Annotated in this window: 16 protein-coding genes; 9 read left to right on the top strand and 7 right to left on the bottom strand. The window is 58.6% G+C overall.

The features are described from left to right. The first annotated feature begins 87 nt into the window (after positions 1-87). Entirely contained in the window at positions 88-1017 is a 930-nt protein-coding gene (locus ERD78_RS00430) for a LysR family transcriptional regulator (RefSeq protein WP_129967211.1), read from the top strand. On the opposite strand, the gene ERD78_RS00425 is transcribed toward ERD78_RS00430, so the two are convergent. Beyond that, positions 1010-2563 carry an AMP-binding protein gene (locus ERD78_RS00425; protein WP_129967210.1) on the bottom strand — a complete coding sequence of 518 codons (1554 nt, stop codon included), beginning with the start codon at positions 2561-2563 and terminating at the stop codon, positions 1010-1012. The two genes, ERD78_RS00430 and ERD78_RS00425, sit on opposite strands and share 8 nt — an antisense overlap. Positions 2564-2788: 225 nt before the next feature. Here ERD78_RS00425 and ERD78_RS00420 point away from each other — a divergent pair, with 225 nt between their 5' ends. From ERD78_RS00420 to ERD78_RS00395, 6 genes are all read left to right on the top strand, one after another. Then, positions 2789-3769, top strand: a complete 981-nt coding sequence (locus ERD78_RS00420) for a Bug family tripartite tricarboxylate transporter substrate binding protein (RefSeq protein ID WP_129967209.1) — start codon at positions 2789-2791, stop codon at positions 3767-3769. Positions 3770-3857: 88 nt separating this feature from the next. After that, positions 3858-5159, top strand: coding sequence for a 23S rRNA (uracil(1939)-C(5))-methyltransferase RlmD (rlmD, locus tag ERD78_RS00415; RefSeq protein ID WP_129967208.1), 1302 nt, complete (start codon positions 3858-3860; stop codon positions 5157-5159). A 177-nt stretch (positions 5160-5336) separates the two neighbouring features. Continuing rightward, a complete protein-coding gene (locus ERD78_RS00410; protein ID WP_129967207.1) occupies positions 5337-5879 on the top strand; it encodes an RNA polymerase sigma factor in 543 nt (180 codons plus the stop codon). Between the two features lie 134 nt (positions 5880-6013). Continuing rightward, positions 6014-8533, top strand: a complete 2520-nt coding sequence (locus tag ERD78_RS00405; protein ID WP_129967206.1) for a TonB-dependent receptor domain-containing protein — start codon at positions 6014-6016, stop codon at positions 8531-8533. 320 nt (positions 8534-8853) lie between these two features. Beyond that, positions 8854-9636: a Slam-dependent surface lipoprotein gene (locus tag ERD78_RS00400; protein WP_129967205.1), complete on the top strand. Its 783-nt coding sequence runs from the start codon at positions 8854-8856 to the stop codon at positions 9634-9636. Positions 9637-9819: 183 nt separating this feature from the next. Then, positions 9820-11214: a surface lipoprotein assembly modifier gene (locus ERD78_RS00395; protein ID WP_167668798.1), complete on the top strand. Its 1395-nt coding sequence runs from the start codon at positions 9820-9822 to the stop codon at positions 11212-11214. Positions 11215-11258: 44 nt separating this feature from the next. Here the strand turns inward: ERD78_RS00395 and ERD78_RS00390 are convergent, their stop codons facing one another. From ERD78_RS00390 to psrA, 6 genes are all read right to left on the bottom strand, one after another. After that, positions 11259-12929, bottom strand: coding sequence for a Na/Pi cotransporter family protein (locus ERD78_RS00390; protein WP_129967203.1), 1671 nt, complete (start codon positions 12927-12929; stop codon positions 11259-11261). A gap of 31 nt (positions 12930-12960) precedes the next feature. After that, positions 12961-13815, bottom strand: a complete 855-nt coding sequence (gene phnE, locus ERD78_RS00385) for a phosphonate ABC transporter, permease protein PhnE (protein ID WP_209019926.1) — start codon at positions 13813-13815, stop codon at positions 12961-12963. A 34-nt stretch (positions 13816-13849) separates the two neighbouring features. Continuing rightward, on the bottom strand, positions 13850-14668 hold the full coding sequence (phnE, locus tag ERD78_RS00380; protein ID WP_129967201.1) for a phosphonate ABC transporter, permease protein PhnE: 819 nt from the start codon (positions 14666-14668) through the stop codon (positions 13850-13852). After that, a complete protein-coding gene (gene phnC, locus ERD78_RS00375; protein WP_209019925.1) occupies positions 14665-15414 on the bottom strand; it encodes a phosphonate ABC transporter ATP-binding protein in 750 nt (249 codons plus the stop codon). Before phnC ends, phnE (ERD78_RS00380) begins: the two co-directional genes overlap by 4 nt. A gap of 62 nt (positions 15415-15476) precedes the next feature. Then, the gene (locus ERD78_RS00370) at positions 15477-16400 is read right to left on the bottom strand and encodes a phosphate/phosphite/phosphonate ABC transporter substrate-binding protein (protein ID WP_129967200.1); all 924 of its coding nucleotides are present in this window, start codon (positions 16398-16400) and stop codon (positions 15477-15479) included. Positions 16401-16487: 87 nt separating this feature from the next. Next, on the bottom strand, positions 16488-17585 hold the full coding sequence (psrA, locus tag ERD78_RS00365; RefSeq protein ID WP_129967199.1) for an iron-containing alcohol dehydrogenase PsrA: 1098 nt from the start codon (positions 17583-17585) through the stop codon (positions 16488-16490). A gap of 169 nt (positions 17586-17754) precedes the next feature. Between psrA and ERD78_RS00360 the strand changes: the two genes are divergently transcribed. Together ERD78_RS00360 and phnA are read left to right on the top strand one after the other, a co-directional pair. Continuing rightward, positions 17755-18474, top strand: a complete 720-nt coding sequence (locus ERD78_RS00360; protein ID WP_129967198.1) for a phosphonate utilization associated transcriptional regulator — start codon at positions 17755-17757, stop codon at positions 18472-18474. 68 nt (positions 18475-18542) lie between these two features. After that, positions 18543-19757 (top strand): phosphonoacetate hydrolase, encoded by a 1215-nt coding sequence (phnA, locus tag ERD78_RS00355; protein ID WP_371734558.1) that lies wholly within the window; start codon positions 18543-18545, stop codon positions 19755-19757. Position 19758 lies beyond the last annotated feature (1 nt).

Genomic DNA, 19758 nt, shown 5'->3' with positions numbered 1-19758 from the left:
CTCCGTCGTAGAGAACGGTCATGTTGACAGAGGGCAGGGCGGTGATGGATTATTGTTTCGGCGTTTTCAATAACAGAAAGGAATATCGTGCGCCTGGAGGACCTTAACTATTTTCTCGCCGTGGCGGAAACCGGCCATATGGGTCGGGCATCCCGGCATCTGGGCCAGACGCAACCCGCGCTGACCAAAGGCATACAGCGGCTGGAAAAGGAGCTGGGGCTGCAATTATTCGAGCGGACCGCCAAGGGCATGGTACTGACTACGGTCGGACATGCTTTCTTTCAAAGAACGCGCGCGGTACAGATTGGCCTGGATGAGGCTGTGCGCGAAGCGCGCGACATGCATCTGGGTGCTGTCGGCTTGCTCAGGGTGGGCGTGCCGCCCAACTATGCCGACTATTTTTCGGCGATCTGTGAACTATTGCTGCGCCATCGCCCCGCCGCCCGTGTACAGGTCACGCTGGGGCTGAACGATCAGCTTTTTTCCGCCTTGCAGGCTGGAGACCTGGATTTGTGCATCAGCGGTCAGCACAACCCGGTGGGCGCGCTTTTTGACCAGCAGCCGCTGTTTGAAGACGATTTGCATATTGTCGCGCGCGAAGGCCATCCGCTCTTTTACAAGGCCTCGATCAAGTTCGGCGATCTGGCCCAGTGTTCCTGGATATTGCCCCGCACGCAGGTTGTGGCGCGGCGCTGGGTGGATGCGCGTTTCATTGAGCACGGGCTGCCGGCGCCGAATGTGGTGGTGGAGTCCAACGCGTCCAGTTCCGCATTGCTGCGCATGGTGCGCAGCACCGATCTCCTCACCATCGCCACGGCATCGTCGCTTCGTCATGCCGGTGGGGGCGGCCTTCGTCCGTTCCCAATGCGGGAGGCCAAATGGCCCCGGGTCGTGGGCGTTACGCTGCGTCGTGGCGCCTATGTGTCTCCATTGGTGCAGCGCTTCATTGAATTGTTGCAGCAGCACCGGCCTGGGGACCTCCCGGCGCCCGCTGAGCCGGACCAATCGTTCAAATAACCAGACGCTCCCGTCCTTCCCAGTAAGGGTCTTTCAACGCCTTGCGCGATATCTTGCCATTCGCGTTCTTGGGCATTTCGCCCAGCAGATCGATGGAGCGCGGCTTCTTGAAATCAGCCAGCAAGGCCTTGCAGTGCGCAACCAGTACCTCTTCGCTGATCTGAGCTCCGGGGCGCAGCACGACTGCGGCCTTGACCGATTCACCCCACACATCGTCGGGCACGCCGAACACGCAGGCCTCATAAACCTCGGGATGCTGGTACAACGCCTGCTCGACTTCGGTCGGATACACATTGAAGCCGCCGGAGATGATCATGTCTTTTTTTCTGTCCACAATATAGAGAAATCCTTCTTCGTCCATGCGCGCCAGATCTCCCGTATGGCACCAGCCGTCGCGCAGGGCATTGGCTGTCAGCGTGGGCTCCCGCCAATAGCCAGCGAAGATATCCGGCCCGCGTACCGTGATTTCGCCGATTTCCCCGGTAGCCACCGGCTCTCCCGCGTCATCGCGCAGACACAATTCGGTTTCACCGAATGCCCGCCCGCAGGACATCAGCAACTGCTGATCGCCGCGCATCGCGCGCGCATGATCCAGCTTGTCCAGCATGACCATCCCGCCGGTCGTCTCGCCGGCGCCATAGCCCTGGCTCAGAATGGGGCCCAATGCTTCCCACGCTTGTTGTATGCGCGCCGGCGCCATGGGCGCCCCGCCGTATGAAACCTGGCGCAGGGCGCTCAAATCGTAGTGGTGCAGGGCGGGGTGCGTGATCAGCATGTTGATCATGGTCGGAACCATGAATGTGAACGCGGCACGATGACGCTGGGCGGACTCGAGAAACGCCTCAGGGTCGAATTTCTCATGCAGCAGTATGGTGCCGCCCTGGAACAGGAACGGCTGCATGAACATGCCGCTGGCGTGCGTCACGGGGCCCGCCAGCGCCAGCACTTCACCAGGCTGAGCCCGCATGCGTCCCATGACGACCTTTCTCAGCGACGCCAACCGGTTTCCAACTGTCTGCATCGCCGCTTTCAGCTTGCCCGTGGAACCGGAGGTGAAGTGCAGCACGGCCAGATCGTCCGCCTGCATGTCGATGTCTGGATTATGGGATGCGGCAGCCGCAAGCAGTGTTTCATAATCGCTCGGTGCGCCATAGTCCGCAGCCAGATTCACCAGACGTTCAAGGCAATCCACATGCCTGCAGGCTTCATGGGCGGCATCGTGATGCGCCGCGTCGGCGATCAGGATGCGGGCTTGCGCATTGCCGACGGTTTCGGCCAGCTCACTTGGGGCAAGCCGTGCATTGAGCGCCACCTTGACCAGGCCCGCCTTATAGAGCGCGCATTCCAGCTCAATGATTTCAGGCCGGTTCCAGGCCTGAATGGCCACCCGGTCGCCCTTGCTCAATCCCAGGCCAAGCAGGGCATTGGCCAGGCGGTTGGACCGTGTATCCAGCTCATGATAGGTAATCGAGTGATGCTTGAAGCGTATGGCGGGCTGGTCGCGCCAGTAAACCGCATTGCGGCTGATGAAACGTCCCTGGTTCATGGTGTGGCCTCGAAAACGATTGAGGCCACATGGTGCATGGAGAAAGCGCGCGGCTGTATAACCACGCGCTTGATGTTGATGACGCGCCGTTATCGGTGCCGCATTATGCTTCTGGGTTATGGCGCTGCTGCATCATGGAATCGGGCGGCATGAGTCTGCGAAGTATAACTGGCAGACTTTGAACAGATATCCATTCGCAGCGGAATGAATAAGGAGGAGGCTTAGATGAAAAAATTGCTGATGTGTGCGGCGCTTGCTGTCTTGGCCACTGGCGCCTCGCTGCCGACCCTGGCGGCCAGCGCGGTGCAGGACGACTATCCTTCGCGGCCGATACAGCTGATTGTGCCTTTCAGCGCCGGTGGCCAGTTTGATTTTCTGGCGCGATTGGTCGCTGCATCCATGACTAAGAACCTTGGCAAGGAAATTATTGTCGAGAATGTAAGCGGCGCGGGCGGAAACGTGGGCGGCGCCAAGGCCGCCAACGCCAAGCCGGATGGCTACACCCTGCTGGAGTACGGTGGTAATTTCGCCATTGCCAAATACCTTACCAAGAACCTGAGCTACGACCCCGTGGGTGACTTCGAGCCCGTTGCGGCCATCAGCCTTGCCCCGCATGCGGTACTGGTCAACAATGCGTTGCCCGTGAAAGATTTCGCCGAGCTGGTGCAATATGCCAAGGCCAATCCCGACAAGATCAATTATGCAAGCCCCGGCGTGGGAACCTCCATGCAGCTGACATTCGAGGAAATTAAAGCGCATTTTGGCTTTCCCGCCACACACATTCCTTATCGAGGCGGGAGCAACGCCCTGAACGACCTGGCCAGCGGCCAGGTGGGCATAGGCATCGTGGCTGTGGCGCCCGCCATGCCTTTCATCGAATCAGGCCAGATTCGGGCCTTGGCGGTTACCGGCCCGCAGCGCGCGCAATCGCTGCCCGATGTGCCGACGATAGCTGAACTGGGCTATACCGGCTTCAGCAGTGGAAGCTGGGCGGGCATCGTGGTGCCCAAAGGAACGCCAGCCCCCATCGTGGACCGCCTGCATGAAGCAGTGGAGGCGGCCCTGGCCGACCCCGAGGTCAAGGAGCGGCTGGCCTCGCTGTCCTTCACGACCCTGCCTGGGTCGCAGGCCGACTTCAAGGCCCGGATACAGCAGGAAGCCGAGCGCTACGGGCCCATCATCGAGGCACTGAACCTGCACCGCTGAGGCAGCGGCGGGCTGGCGGGCTGGCGGGCTCCGCACAGGGGCCCCGGCAGTCTGCTTCGGAGCCTGATGCTTCTAAAATATCGTCCTTATGGACGACCTCTGTATTGAATCGCTCGATGACAGGGCGCGCGGCGTGGCGCACCGGGAAGGAAAGCGTATTTACGTTGAAGGTGCGCTGCCTGGCGAGCACGTGCAGACCTGCGCCGCGCGCAGCAAACCCGCCTATGAAATTGCAGTCCTCGATCGGATTGTGCGAGCATCCTCCCAGCGCGTTGCGCCGCGCTGCCCGCATTTCGGAATCTGTGGCGGCTGCCGCATGCAACATCTTGATCCTGGCGCGCAGGTTGCCGTCAAGCAGCGTTTGCTCGAGGACGCCTTCAAGAGAGCAGGCGGCATCGAGCCCGAGTGCATGCTACCGCCTGTCCACGGCCCCGCCTGGGGCTATCGCTACCGCGCCCGGTTGGCCGTGCGCGATCTCAGGGCCTCTGGGGGCGACATCCTGATCGGGTTCCGTGAAAGGGACAGCAGTTACATCGCAGACATACATCAATGCCCTGTGCTGCCTGCGTCCGTCTCCAGCTTGTTTGCGCCATTGCGGGCGTTGGTGGCAGCGCTCTCCACACCTAACCGCCTGCCCCAGATCGAAGTCGCTGTGGGCGCTGGCACGCTTGCCCTGGTTCTGCGCCACCTTGTGCCGCTGACTGACAGCGACGTGGCCATGCTGCGCGCGTTTGCCAGCCGCCACGCGGTCAGCTGGTGGCTTCAACCTGGCGGCCCCCATACGGCGGCGCCGCTGGATCCGGAGGACTTCGACACACTTGCCTATGCGCTGCCTGAATTTGGCCTGCATATGCGTTTTCGCCCCACGGACTTCATCCAGATCAATCCGTTCATCAACCGCATTCTGGTTTCCCGTGTGCTCAACCTGTTGCAGGCCGAACCTGGAGAGCGCGTGGCGGACCTGTTCTGCGGCCTGGGCAACTTCACTCTGCCGCTTGCCGCACAGGGCTGCAACGTGCTGGGTGTGGAAGCCAGTGACGCATTGGTGGCGCGTGCCCGAGAATCCTCGGTCCAACATGGCCTCTCTGCCAGGTTTCTGGTTGGCGACCTTTTTGCCGCACATACGGAATCGTGGCTGGACTTGGGGCAGTTCGACCGCATACTGATAGATCCTCCCCGGGAAGGCGCGCAGGCTGTTTCCCTGGCGCTCGCAAGGCTGCCGGCCGGGCGGCGGCCCCGATGTATCGCATATATATCCTGCAACCCGGCGACGCTGGCGCGCGACGCGGCCATCCTCTACCACAAGGGGGGCTATCGTCTCCGCAGTGCCGGCGTGGTCAACATGTTTCCTCACACGGCACACGTTGAATCCATTGCTCTCTTTGCGTAGCGCCGACTTGCAATGACGACGAGATGCGCTTCGGCAGACTATGAAAAATTTCATTTTCTTGCCGCTGCGCGAATGAAAATTACTTCCATCACGAACGTGTTTTTTATATTCTCCGCAATACCGTAATCGATGCCTGCGCCACGGCCGCGCGCGGCGCTTTTCAAGAGATGGTATTGAATGTGGAACCCTCAGCTGCTATTTCAGACCCACGCCAGGGAAATCAACCGCTATCTGCGCAAGTGCGGCCACAACCATGAAGAGGCAGCCGACCTCACCCAAGACGTCTTTACCCGCGTGCTGAGCGCCGATCGCCCAGGATGCGACAGCAATCTCAGAGCATATCTTTATACCGTTGCCCGCAACCTGTCCACCGACGTCTATCGCCGGCAACGCATCGTGCGCATCGACTACGTCCCGGCAGAGGACTACCTCGATATACCCGATCCCACGCCATCTCCCGAGCGGGTCATTTCCGGGCGTCAACAACTGGAAGCCATGGCAAGGGCATTAGCCGAACTTCCGCCCAAAACGCGCCAGGCTTTCGAGCTGCACCGTTTACGCGACCTCACCATAAGCCAGGTCGCCAAGGAACTCGATCTGTCCATATCGCGTGCCTGGACGCTTGTTCAGCGCGCTGGCGCACATATCAGGGCCAGGCTGCACGACAGTGCATCCGAGTCCGTTCATGCGCAGGCTGATCCGGCATCAGGAAAATCCTGAGGAACGCCGTGGCCCAGGTTGGCTGTCCAGGCATGGAGAAAATAGTCATACCTCGCACGTTTTATTTCTAGCTCCTGGCAGGCAATGGTTTGTCATCCCGCCTTGCCGGGCATGTGAAACACGACGGGGGTTACATGAAATCCAGGTATCGGCTCAGCGCATTGCCGCGCACGTCTGGCCAAATCAGTATTACGGCGTTTTTGGGCACCACTTTTGTGGCTTCGGCCATGCTGTCGCCCGCACACGGCCAGCCATCGCAAGCCGGGTCCCTCAGCGAAGGCACGCCCAGCCAATCGTCCGCAACCACAGCACCGCTTGTGCTCGACACCATTACGGTTAAAGGCAAGGCCGAGCCGGATCCCGCCGATGCGCCATACCAAACGCCCGGCTCCAGCGCGTATATTTCCGGCGAGCAGGTCGAACGCTTTCGCGGCACCTCCGTCGGCGACTTTCTTTCCGGTATCCCCGGCGTCCTGAATGCAGACAGCCGCAACTCGGGCGCCGTCGACGTCAACATCCGAGGCATGCAGGGACAGGGCAGGGTGCCTGTCAGTGTTGATGGCGCTACTCAGGAAACTACGATTTGGCAAGGATACAACGGCGCAACACCGCGCACGTACATAGATCCCGACTTTATCAGTGATATTTCAATCGAAAAGGGTTTGAGTTCAGCGGCTGACGCGACCGGTGCGACGGGAGGAGTCGTCCGGGTTTCGACCATCGGGGTTAAAGACATTCTGCTGCCCGGTAAGCGTTATGGCATCCGGCTGAAAGGCGGTTTCAATACCAATAGTTCGCCAGTGCCCTCCGCAGGCACATATGGAGGATGGGATCATATAGCGTCCACTTTGCCGTACACAAAAGAGCTGCCTCCCGCCCATACCCGCTTCTCTGCTGACGGCATGAGCCGTCCTCCGCTGCTGACCCCGACCGGTGGCTCAGGAAGCATAGCCATTGCGAATACAACCGAGATGGTCGACATCGTAGTGGCTTATGCTCAACGCAAGAACGGCAATTATCATGCAGGCGTACGCGGTGGTGATGGCGCACACCTGATTGTCGATTATGACGATTATGAAAGGCCTGTGGTCGGAAATGGAGGGCTAAGCAGTTATCGAGCCGGAGAGGAGATACTTAACACATCCATAGACAATAAATCGTGGATGCTTAAGACGACCTTGAATTTTGATCCTACCCATCATCTTGAGCTTGGCTATAGAAAATATCTCAGTGACTATGGCCATGTTCTGAGCTCGCGACTTTGGGGAATGGCATATCAAAGCTGGCTAAGTACGATTGCTTTGGACACATACACTGCTCGCTATCGCTGGAACCCGGAGGATAGTAACTTCCTGAATTTGAAAGTGGATGCATTTCTCTCCGCTGTGGAGAATCGGGTGAACGTAATGGAGATATCTCCTGAGACGGACTATAGCGATCCCACGCATCCACAGATTGACCGGTACTACCCTTATTTCCAATGGGTTAGCTCAAAGCGCATGGGTATTACCGCGTCGAATACGTCTGGCTTCATCTCGCCCGTCGGCGGCGTTAGTGTTCGTTACGGCGGAGCATTTGTCTATGAGGAGACTGGTCAGCCTAGAGGGCTGGACTTGCAATACTACATGTGGGAATTGGGGGGCGAGCCAACAAGCAATGGTTCGCGCCAGGAAGGAAGCGGTTTCGTGGGCGTTGACTGGCAACCATTGCAGTGGTTAAAAGCCGGTGCGACGACACGTTTTTCGCATTTTGTGACCAAGGACAATTTTCATACAAGAACGTCGACATATAAACGCCACGATAGCGGGTGGTCGTCATTGTTCAGCTTGACGATTGAGCCCGAAGAAGGTCTGCAACTGTATACAAAGTACGGCAGAATGGTGAGGGCTCCTAGTATCTTTGAATCCCTGACCAGCCCTTCTTTTTACTACCCCATTGAGAAGAATCCACTCAAGCTTGAACGTGCTCACAACTTTGAACTTGGCGTTAATCTCAGCCGAGATAATGTCTGGTTGAGTGACGACCGGGTGCGTATTCATGCGGCATATTTTGACAACCATATTGACGATTACCTCACGCGTGCTGGCGTGCGCAGAGAGTCACAGAATAGTGCAAGTGGATATGTGGAAGTCTTGGGCAGAATCAATCTAGACTATGCGAAGATGCGAGGATTTGAGGCTTCTGTTGCATACGACACAGGTCGGTATTTCGGTTCCTTGGCCTGGAATCACTACACTCACATCATGTTCTGCGCCAGAAAGGGCGTGCTGCTGGACGAAGAGCCAATATGCAGAGCTGGCGGCTTGCCTCACAGCTATTCCTTGCAGCAGGTTCCTCCCCGGAATACGTTCACTTTGAATATGGGGGCACGTCTCCTGCAGAAAAAGCTCGAGCTTGGCTCGCGGGTCAACTACGTTGGAAGCCGAATGGCGTCTGGTATTTCCAAGAATATTGGTGTGGGCGGCATGCAGGCATCAAACTGGAGGCCTTACACGCTGGTGGATATTTATTCAAAATATAAGCTCAACAAGCATGTTTCCTTTGCTCTCTCCATCGACAATCTTACTGACCGCTATTACATGGACGCGCTCAACGCGGCGTTAATGCCTGCGCCCGGACGCACTGTTCGCGGAAATGTCACGGTGCAGTTCTAGTCCGTACCTGGCGACAGCGGGGTGTACTCAATGCGTGCTTGAGGCTTTCATCCTAGCCGATCTCCAAGCCGTTCCTCGACTTTCCGTACGGCGTTGTCGCCTGTGTGTGCTGAATTCTCAGTGGGATAAAAAGATCAAATTGAAAATGACGATCTCTGTCCATAGAATTTTCCATATCACTGAAGACTGGTGGTCATCGGCGTAACAATGGCACCGCTGATGACCATTGGACAGTCTTTCCTACTTACTGTGCTGGAAGCTGAGGGACTTATGACACGTTCGAGCTGTTCAACAACCTTATTGATTGCAGAGGTATCGTCATGCATCAAGTAGCAAGGAAGATAGTTTTGGGTTTGGCCATCGCTGGCACGGCAGGCATTGCTCACGCTGAAGTACTGAGCGGACAGAGCTTCACTGATCCAGGCGGCATACGTGTTGGTTCTTCGACATTTCCAGTTAGAAGTAAGCCGGGAGCGGGCGTAGATGGTCAATTGAGAAATGCGATCGCAGCGACTTCGCATTTCGCAAATGCCCGATACAAGGCTGACACGGGTGTGTACCATTTCAGCGGACGCAAGCTCGTTGAAGACGGGGCGCCAGGTAGCGGTGTGCGAGATCACAGCAAGCTGGGCGTATGGTCCTTCGCTCAAGCGGGTAACCTGGACGTGTGGTTCGGCGAATGGAGCGCGGAGGTGCCTACCGGCGCAACGGGCAGCAAGACGCCTGGCACGCATACCGTTTGGTATGTTGGTGAAAACAACGACGTTGCCGCCACATTGCCGTTGGCGGAGCCAGTCCGCTATACCATACGATCCATCAATAACTACACCGGCGGCGCGCTGCCGGTCAGCACGCTAACGGCCAACTTCTCCACGGGCGTTGCGAGCGCCAGCGGCGATATCGGTTTCCGGGAGGGCGCCATCCGCACCGTTGGCAAAGATGTACGCCTGGCTGCCTCGGGCGTGAGCGTGGCCAGCAGCGGTGGAAGCGGCGGCAACCTGGACGGTAGATTCTTCGGCACAGGAGCGGCCGGCGTTGCCGGTATCGTCAAATTCGCTGATCGCAACCGCGATACGGCCTTCGGCGGCATCAAAGCTCATTAACCTTTGACATAGGGAGGTACTGCATACTCAGGCAGCATGCGCCCAAGCCCGGGTAGCGCTGCCTGAGATGCATTTTTTGAACATAATCTTGTACCAGTGCTTCTTTACCTATACCAAATTTGGCACTGAAGAGGCTCACAGTTGGTGTGGCCAGCTTACATGCCTGTCCTAGGGTTGCGATGTATGAAACGAATCAGCGTGTCTTTTTTTTGGGCCTTCAGTATGGTCGCTGCATTGCACGCCGGGGCTCAAGGACGCGACGACAATCTCGATCTCTCAGCTGGACGGGCTGGTGGCCATGCATATCATGGCGAACGCAGCGCATCCGCGCTTGGCCAGGCGCTTTATATGGCGGTTCAGGCCCGCTATTGGTCTGCCGTTCGCGCTCTCCTTGTCGAATACCGCTTGCTGCCCGACCGGGATCCGCTGCTGCTTCACTATGCACAGGGATTGCTGGCGCGTGGCCAAGGGCAACTGGGTACGGCAGAGGCCGAGTTGCGAACGCTGTTATCTATACAGCAGGGTTTCCTGCCCGCTCGGCTTGAGTTGGCCCGCGTGTTGTTCGAAAGCGGCCAGGACCTCGAAGCTGTCCGGATGTTTTCCGACATATACGCTCGCCTGGATTTGTCCGAGACCACTGCAGGCGTAAGGAAAACAGTTGCCCAGTACCTGGAGACGCTGGCGCGCCGCCAGGCATGGTCAGCAAGCGTGACGTTTGGTGTTCGGTGGGCTGACAACATCAATCGCAGCTCAGCAAGCCGTGCTTGCCTTTTACAAGGAGAGGCGGGCATATGCCTTGTTGAGCGCACTTTGCCCAGTCGCATCGGTGCTGGAGGCGCCGATCTGGAAGCAAGCGTGCGGCGCCGCTTTCCTTTGGGCGGGCAGCACGGAATCAACCTGCGCATGCATGCTTATGGTATTGGCTATTTCGGCCATGGCCAGTACGACGAAACCACATTGGTGGCGCAGTTGGGGTATGGCCACCATGCAGGCAGTCGTCAGCTCAGTGTCGCGCCGCGCTACACGCACAACACCGTTGGTGGAAAGGCATTTTATGAAACATGGGGGCTGCATGCCGCTTGGCGCTATCTGCATGGTGTGAATTCGTTGATCAGGCTGGAGGGTGAAACCAAGCATTCATCCTACCGCCCGCGCATCTATGCACGCTATCTTGATGGCTTCACGCATGCCATATACGCTTCCTACATCAGGGATATCGGGGCAGGCAGAACGCTTTTTGGCGGCGTCGATGTCGAGCGCAGTCTGGCCAAAGAGGACACGCAAGGCTATTTCCAGCACGGTGCGCGCCTGGGTGCTTCGGTGCACTGGCATGGCTTTACGGGCACATTGCAAGCATCGTATCGACACCGCCGTTACGGTGCGTACAATGCCTTGCTTGAAGCGAGGCGCCGCGACATAGAGCAAGCCTATGCGTTTGAGCTTACTGCGGATCGCTGGAGGATCATGGGCTTTACGCCCAGCCTGACGTTGCGGCACAGTAAGATCGGAAGCAATGTAAGCTGGCTGTATGCCCACGACAGGCGCGAGGTGGGTGTATCGATGGCATACAAGATATAACACGGGCCCAGATGTCTTGACAGGGCAGCCTGGATACAAAACAGTTAGCCGCGCGCATTGCGCAAGCGGTTCGGCAGCAACTCGTCATGGCGTGCCAGAACGGGGTAGGCTGCCGCACTGACCAGATGCCCATTGATAGCCTTGATACAGCGCACAATCTCCAGGTATAAATGATTCGATCGCGGCTGGCCCTGTGAGGCCGCGCAGTCGCTGGACAGGTATTCGCCGCGTATGCAGTCTATCTGTCGCAACTCGATTTCGCTCTCCATTGCACGGAAACGCTCTTTCTCGCGCGCCAGCCGACGGGCGGATTCCAGATCGCCATTCATGAGCAAGAGCGCCGCCTGCCGCTGATTGTCCATCAAGCGGTCCATGAATGCCGACAAGTCGTGCTGCGTATCCGCCTCACAAGCTGGCTGCTGCTCGGATAACGCGGTTGCCCATCGGAACAAATGATCTGCGGTAATACGAGCGGCGCTGGCCATGTGGCTTACGTACGTGAGGATGCCGTCTCTGCGCAGGCGCTGGTCCTCGTCAAGAATGCTTGTATCCATGCGCGCGAGAAAGGCCGTGAGCTCCACAGCCAAGTGGTCGATGGCTGCGCCCATCTCGCGTATCTGGCTAAGATTCCGGCGCTGTCCGGCACGGGCCGTCGAAAGCATGTTTTGGAGCATATCGGAGAGGCGCAATGCTTCGCGCGCGGCCGAGCCCATTACATTTGCCAGTGGCGTAGTCGTGGACGAGCCAATATATACGGGCGCACCGGCTGTTGGCGCCACCGGTGCGCCTGGGAATAGGCGGTGCAACAGGCGAGCATAAAGAGGCAGCAAGGGCAGGAATACAAGCGCCGAAACCACATTGAACAAGGTATGGAAGTTGGCGACTGCCTGATCAGGCTGGGTGCTCAGATGCGCAGCAAGGTCGGGGATCCAGTACAGCAACGCCAAGCCTGCGGCGCAGGCCGGGATGCGCAGCATCAGATTGCCTATCGGCAAGCGGCGCGCTGCAGGGCCATGCCGTAGGGCCTCGACCGCAGGGGTTACGGATGCGCCCAGGTTGGCGCCCAACACCAGAACACATGCGGACTGGACATCCAGCAGGCCATGCCCCGTTAAAGACATGACAACGATAACGACGGCGGCGCTGGAGCGACATGCCCACGTCATGGTCGCTGCTGCCGTCAGGGCGGAGATCGGGTAGCTCACCGTCAGAGCGAGCAGGGTACTAGCCAGCGTCGAGTTTTGAAGCGGTGCCAATACGAACACCAGTTGATGCAGCGCGAGCAGAATCAAGCCCAGGCCGATGAGTACCCGGCCCATGTCGCGTTGGCGGCTGGGTGGGTAATGGCGAAACAGCCATACACCCGCCAGAATCAGTCCCGGCGCCAGCGCAGTCAGACCGGAGGATAGCCATTGAACGACCAGCGACGTGCCGACGTTGGCGCCCAGCATGCCCGCCAGCGCCACGGACAGGGCCATGGTTCCGCGCTCCACCAGGCTGCCGACCATACGTGCCGTGGCGGTACTGCTTTGCACGGCCGTGGTTATTCCGAGCCCGGTTGCGAAGGTGCGCATTGGCGCATGCGCCGCTCGGCTTAGGCAGATGGCCAGCGTGGTGCCGAAAGTACGCTGCACACCGCTCTGTACCATGTGCAGGCCCCAAAGCAGCAGAGCAATGTAGCCGCTAAGTGCCAGTAATACCGCTAGCGTGGCCATGGTGGGAAATCAAATCGGAGTGCGGGCAAGCTTAGGCCATGGCCCTTGCCACGCGCTTGCGTACCCAGGCAGACAGCACTTCCGATATGATGACAACGATGATAATGGAAAGCAGAATTGCCGCTACATCGTGCAAGGCTGTCAACTGCATGCTTTCGCGCAAATACCAGCCCATGCCGCCCGCGCCAAAGAAGCCAACCACCGTGGCGGCGCGGAAGACGACGTCCCACGTATAGACGGAAATGCCCGCCCAGGCAACGCGCACTTGGGGCAGCACGGCATAGACGAATACAGACAGCTCACCGGCGCCAGTCGCGCGGACAGCCTCCACTGGGCCTCGCTTGATCTTTTCTATGGCCTCTGAAAACAGTTTGCCGGTAAAGCCTATGCAGAACAGTGTCAATGCGAGCACGCCGGGCAGAAAACCATACCCCAGTATGGCCACTAGCAGTATTGTCCAGATCATTTCATGAACGGACCGGCACCCCATGATGAACAGGCGCGCCAACGGATAGCCCACGCGCTTCCAGGGCGACATATTGTAGGATGCCAGCCACGAAACAGGCACGGATATCACGATGCCCAGGACGGCGGCCAGGTAGGACATCTGCAGCGTTTCGATGACGGAATGCAGATACTTGGGCCGCATGATGTAATCCAGATCAGGCGGATAGTATCGCTGGCTGAACAATTCACCAAGACGGCCGAAGAAACCAGACAGCCGCGCAAGATCAATATTCAGCGCCTGGATGGCATAGGCAAGGAAAGCCAGGACGAGCAGCAGCGCACAGTATCTGTAGAGGCTTTGCGGGTACTTGAAGCGGCGCCATGTTGCATCTGGCTGCGTCGGCGCTGCTGTACGTTTGTTGTACGCATTCTCTTGCACGTCCATTCCTTTTGGCCCGCGTTCGGGGGCGTATTCAAATAATGGCTTTACGGGCATAGCGCGAGACGATTTCGCCGAAGAGGATGAGAACCAGGACGGCAAGCACAACAGTTGTAATGCCGCCATAATTGAATTGCGCCATCTGGCGAAACAAGGAGAAGCCAAGCCCGCCGGCGCCGACCAGGCCCATGATGGTGGATCGGCGGATGTTGATATCCCATTCGAAAATGGCATTGCCCAGGAACACAGGTATCACCTGGGGAACAACCGCATACAGCAGAATCTGGAACCGGTTGGCGCCCGCCGCCATTAATGCCTCGACGGGGCCGTAGTCGATATCCTCTATGGCCTCGGATACGGTCTTGGATACGAAACCTATCGATCTGATGGCCATGGCCAGTATCCCTGCCATGGCGCCCAGCCCCACGGCGGAAACGAATATCAGCGCCCAGACGATTTCGTGCACGGAACGCGACAACGTCATCAAGACTCTGCCTATGCTGTATGAAAAGCGACCAAGAGGCGTGATGTTGTAGGCGCCCAGCCATGCCACCGGTATGGCCAGGACAAGTCCGAGCAGTGTTGCGAGGGTGGCCATCAGTAGCGTTTCCCAAGCGGGCCAGAGCAGATCCGGCACAATGCTGAAGTCCACATTCAGGAACTGCATGACGGTGCGGCCGACGGTGCCGTTGCCCAGCCGCGCCCAGTCCGTATCCTTGATGATCAATACGTCCACGCTCCAGGCCACGACCAGGAAGATGGCAAGATAGATGCCGTATCGGGTGGCACGATTGCGCCGGCTGCAGGAGGCGATATGGGCGGTTTTTGCATCCAGTATGGTTGCGCTTGTCATAGCACCTCCATGGCGTAGATTTCGTCCAGCGCGCTTTTATCCAAGGAGGCCGGCGTGCCTTCGAATTTTTTGACACCATCCTGCAGGCCGATGATGCGGCTGCAGAACTCCGTGGCCAGCTGGACGTCGTGGATATTGCACAGCACGGGAATACCCAGCTCATGGGAGATCTCGGTAATCAGCCGCATGACTTCACGCGCAATTTTCGGATCCAGACTGGAAGTGGGCTCGTCCACAAGCATCAGCTTGGGGTTCTGAATCAGCGCGCGGGCAATGCCGACGCGCTGCCGCTGGCCTCCGCTGAGCTGATCGGCCCGTTTGTCCACATGCTCGGTCAAGCCAACGCGCTCCAGCAACGTGAGGGCATGCCGCACGTTCTCATGCTTGAACGCCCTGAACAGGCTGCGTAGGGTGCCGGTATAGCCCAGCCTGCCGGTGAGGACGTTGTCGATCACTGACATGCGCTCGATCAGGTTGAACTCCTGGAAAATCATGCCGATATGACGCCGGGTTTCGCGCAGTTCGGACTGGCTCAGGCCCACCACATCCCGGCCCATGAAGCGGATTGTTCCCGCGGAGGGCTCCACCAGGCGATTGATGCAGCGGATCAGCGTAGACTTGCCAGCACCACTGGGCCCGATAATCGCAACAAAGTCTTCGGGCCCGACTTTGAAGTCGACATTCTTGAGAATAGAGCGGCCTGCGTATCCCGCGCACAGGCCTTGGACTTCCAGTACAGATTCCACCTTGTTTCTCCTGCGGGTGTTGGGCGTGCCGGGCGCGGAAAGTGGCCCGGCGCGCGGAGCGCCTACTTCACGCCGGCTTCGCGGATAATGTCGTAATCCGAGTCGGACATGGAAACGAATTTCTCCGAGTCGACGTTATCCAGATACTTGCGGCCCTCGGGTGTCTTGTCCAGGTCCAGAAAGGCTTTCTTGATCTTTGCCTTGAGGTCGGGGCAGAGTTGAGAGCGGTATACGAACGGGTCCTGCGGAATGCGCGGCGAAGTCCATAGATAATTGAAATCATCGACTTTCGCCTTGCCCGCGTCCACCGTGTTCATGAAGCGGTGGGTTGCGACGAATGCGGCATCGGCCTTGCCGTTTTCGATGGCAATCGTAGACAGATCATGGCCACCCGAGAATGCGACGCGCGAAAAATACTGGTCCAACGGCTCCTTGATTTCCTTGGTGAACAGCGATTTCGGAATCAGGGCTCCCGACGTGCTTGCCGGATCCACAAGCAGCAGCACCGAACCCTTCAGCGATTCTATGGAGTCGAACTTTGAGCCTTTCTTGGTGATGAGCGTGGATTTATACCCCGGACCGGCGGGCTGTACGCCGTGGGCTTTTTTGTAGTACGTCGCGAAGACCTCGATGGAAGGATCCTTGCCATGGGCAATGACGTAGGATTCAGGCCCGAGCGTAGCAATGTCCACCCATTTTCCCAGAAGCGCCTCCACCACGGAGGAGTAGGACGTGGGCATATAGAACTCGATCTTCTTGCCGGTCTCCTCTTCCAGCAGCTTGAGGACAGGCTTGTACAGAGCGAGCTCGCGCACGGTGTCCTGCGTTGGAATGATGGAGTACTTCAAGGCCTTTGGATTTTCACAATCTTCGGCGTGAGCAACGCTGGCCAGGCCCGTAAGGCCTGCCAGCATGGCAACGGACAACAGACGCCGCAGGCCAGGCCGTCGACTACAGGCGTGTTGCGTTGGAAATTGAACAGACATGGGGTCTCCTTGCCGCTCCGATTATTTTGTGGATCGCCAGGCAGGCCGGAGCGATGGCACACCTGCAGCGTGGTGGATACGGCGCCTTCATGTCGCCAACGCGCCGATAAAATTTTTTCCCCGCACGCCATCGAGCGCGTGGGCGATCATGGCCTGGGCCTCGGCGTCGTCGACGCCGTAGCTGTCAAACCGGGTACTGACCTGCAGCTGTTCCAGAAAGCGTCTCAAGTGATCGGGCGCCTCGGCGAGCCGGCAGGGAAAGATGGCCTGCAGTACTTCGTCCCTGTCGCTGCGTTGGCCCGTTGCGCGTTCCAGCACCATGGGCAGCGTAAAGGAACAGGCGATACCGTGAGGCAGGCCATGACGCAGCGTCATGTCGTAGGAGATGGAATGCGCAAGGGCGGTCTTGGTATTGGAGAAGGCCAGGCCGGCCTTCAATGCTGCCTGCGATGCTGCCGAGCGTAGGGTCAGATCGTCCTGGGCCTGCATCAGCCGAGGCAGGGTATCGAGCATTTGTCGGGCAGCCGAGACGGCCAGCGTGTCGGAGATCGGGTTGGCGTTGATATTCCAGATGGATTCAAGCGCATGTGACAGCGCATCCAGCCCGCTTTGCAAGGTAACCGAGGCCGGCAGGCTGAGCATGAGTTCCGGATCGATCACCGCCGACTCAGCCCAGGTCTCACGCAAGTGCAGCGAGTACTTCTTCATGTCGGCGCCGCGGTCCCAGATCGTGGCCCACGGTGTGACCTCGCTGCCTGTGCCCGCCGTGGTGGGTACGGCGATCAGCTTCTTTACGCGAGGCGGCGTGAACGAGGCGCCTGATTTCAGCTGATCCAGCAACGTGTCGAAGGTGTCGTTTTCCGTGCCTACCATCAGTGCCTTGGCGGTATCCAGGGTGCTTCCGCCGCCAGCCGCGACGATAACCTCGCAGGCGGTGTGATCGGACCAGAAGCGTCGATACATAGCGCCGAGGCCAACCACGTCAGGGTTGGGCTCGGTGCCATCTTCCACTGCCAGGAGACGTTTTCCCAGCAGCCCGCGAATGCGCGCAACCAGGCCCAGCGATTCGGCTTCCGGAAATGTGACCAGAACGGTTCTGCGCGAACCGACGAGCGCGTCCAGCATGCCCAATGCGCCAGCGCCAAATCGTATGTCCACCGGATTATGGAATGCGTGGGCTGTCATGGTGACGTGACCTGTTTTTCGCCAACGGGGAAATGCATATCGATCTCCTTGCGCCGGCTTGGCCGGCAATGGGCGTGTCTCGTTTATTGTTTATTGCATATTGGATTTTGTTGACAATTTACATAGCTTACGGTCTAATGTCAATCATCAAAATCGCTGGCATATAAAAATGACACGAAATACTTCCGACGCCATCACGCTTCTGCGCAGTCAGTCACTGGCTACTGTGGTCCAGCAGGAAATCGAACGCCTTATCCTTGCGGGAGAGTTCGCGCCCAATGAAAAGCTCGGCGAGGAAGAAATGGCCGAGCGCCTCAATGTCAGCCGCGGCCCGGTGCGGGAAGCATTTCGTGCGCTCAGTCAGGCAGGCCTGGTGCGCATAGAGAAAAACCGTGGCGTGTCGGTGCGCCAGATTTCTGTGCAGGAGGCGGATGAAATTTATGAACTGCGCGCGGGCCTGGATGAAATGATAGGCCGCCTTGCCGCAAAGCGTATAACAGAGGAACAGCTCGAGCAGCTGCGCGGCCTGATTGTCTCCATGGAAGAGTCGGCCAGGGCGCGCAATGTCGATGCCTATTATCCGCTCAATTTCGAGTTTCACGATCTGCTCGCCTCGTTCACCAATAATCGCACGCTACTCAGCACCTACCGGCGCATCGTAAAAGAGCTGCATCTTTTCCGGCGCGAGACGCTGGCGCTTGCGGAAGACAGCTTTCCCATTTCGGTTCGAGAGCATACCGAGATTGTCGATGCCTTGAGCCAGCGTGACGGGCGCACGGCGGGCCGCCTGTTGTACGAACATGCCATAGAAAGCCAGGAACGCCTGCATCGCATTGTCGACACGCGCATGGCGTCCGCGGGCCAGCAATTCCCCAAGGAGAATGTATGACTACAAGCGACAGCGCGAGTGCGCGGGGCGCACAGGACGGCGCCGCAGGCCGGGCCAGCCGCCAGGGTGTGCAGGCCAACAGCCGGCAGTATCGTCAGAGTTCCGCGCCCGTCGTGGCAATCTGCGTCGACGGCTGCGAGTACGATTATCTCGAAGAGGCCGCGGCCAGCGGGCAGGCGCCCTATATCGCACGCTTGCTGAAGGCAGACTGGGCCTTGCGGGCCGCGTGCATCGTGCCTGCCTTCACCAATCCCAACAATATCTCCATCGCCACAGGCGCACCGCCGTCAGTGCACGGCATCTGCGGCAACTTTTTCTACGATCGCGACGCCGACGCGGAAGTCATGATGAATGATCCCAAGTACATGCGTGCGGGCACCGTATTTGCGGCATTTGCCGATGCAGGGGCAAAGGTTGCCGTGGTCACCGCCAAGGACAAGCTGCGCAGGCTGCTGGGCAAAGATCTGAATGGCATCTGTTTTTCCGCCGAGAAAGCCGACGAAGCAACCAGGCAGACACATGGCATAGACAATGTGCTCGAACTGGTGGGGATGCCTGTACCGTCGGTTTACAGCGCCGAGTTATCGGAGTTCGTCTTCGCTGCCGGCGTCAGGCTGCTTGAAACGGTCAGGCCCGATCTCATGTACCTGTCCACCACCGACTACGTGCAGCACAAGGCGGCGCCGGGCTCGCCCCAGGCCAATGCGTTCTACAGCATGATGGATGGCTATTTGCGCCGTCTCGACGAGTTGGGCGCTGTGGTCGCGCTGACCGCCGATCATGGCATGAATGCCAAGCACGATGAGGCAGGGCAGCCCAATGTGGTGTATCTGCAAACGCTCATGGACGAATGCCTGGGGCCAGGCGCGGCGCGCGTCATCCTGCCCATCACAGACCCTTATGTCGTGCACCATGGCGCTCTGGGGTCCTTTGCCACCATCTATCTGCCTTCACCGGAGGCTGCCCGCGATGCGATCGCGGCACTGGTCAAGGTCAATGGAATAGAGTTGGCTGTTGGCCGCGATGACGCCTGCGCCTGGTTCGAGCTGCCGCCCGATCGCATCGGGGATGTCGTGGTTATTTCGCAGAAGGCCTACGTACTGGGCACCAGCCCAGAGCGGCACGACCTGTCTGGTCTGGATGCGCCTTTGCGCTCTCATGGCGGGATATCCGAGCAGACCGTTCCCATGCTGTTCAATCGGCCTGTGCAGAATATTCCGGCGCGTCGGCGCCTGCGCAATTTCGACGTGCTGGATCTCGCATTCAATCACGTTCAAGCATGAA

This window comes from Allopusillimonas soli, assembly GCF_004153445.1.
GTDB lineage: Bacteria > Pseudomonadota > Gammaproteobacteria > Burkholderiales > Burkholderiaceae_B > Allopusillimonas > Allopusillimonas soli.
This window is presented reverse-complemented; position numbering and strand designations above follow the sequence as displayed.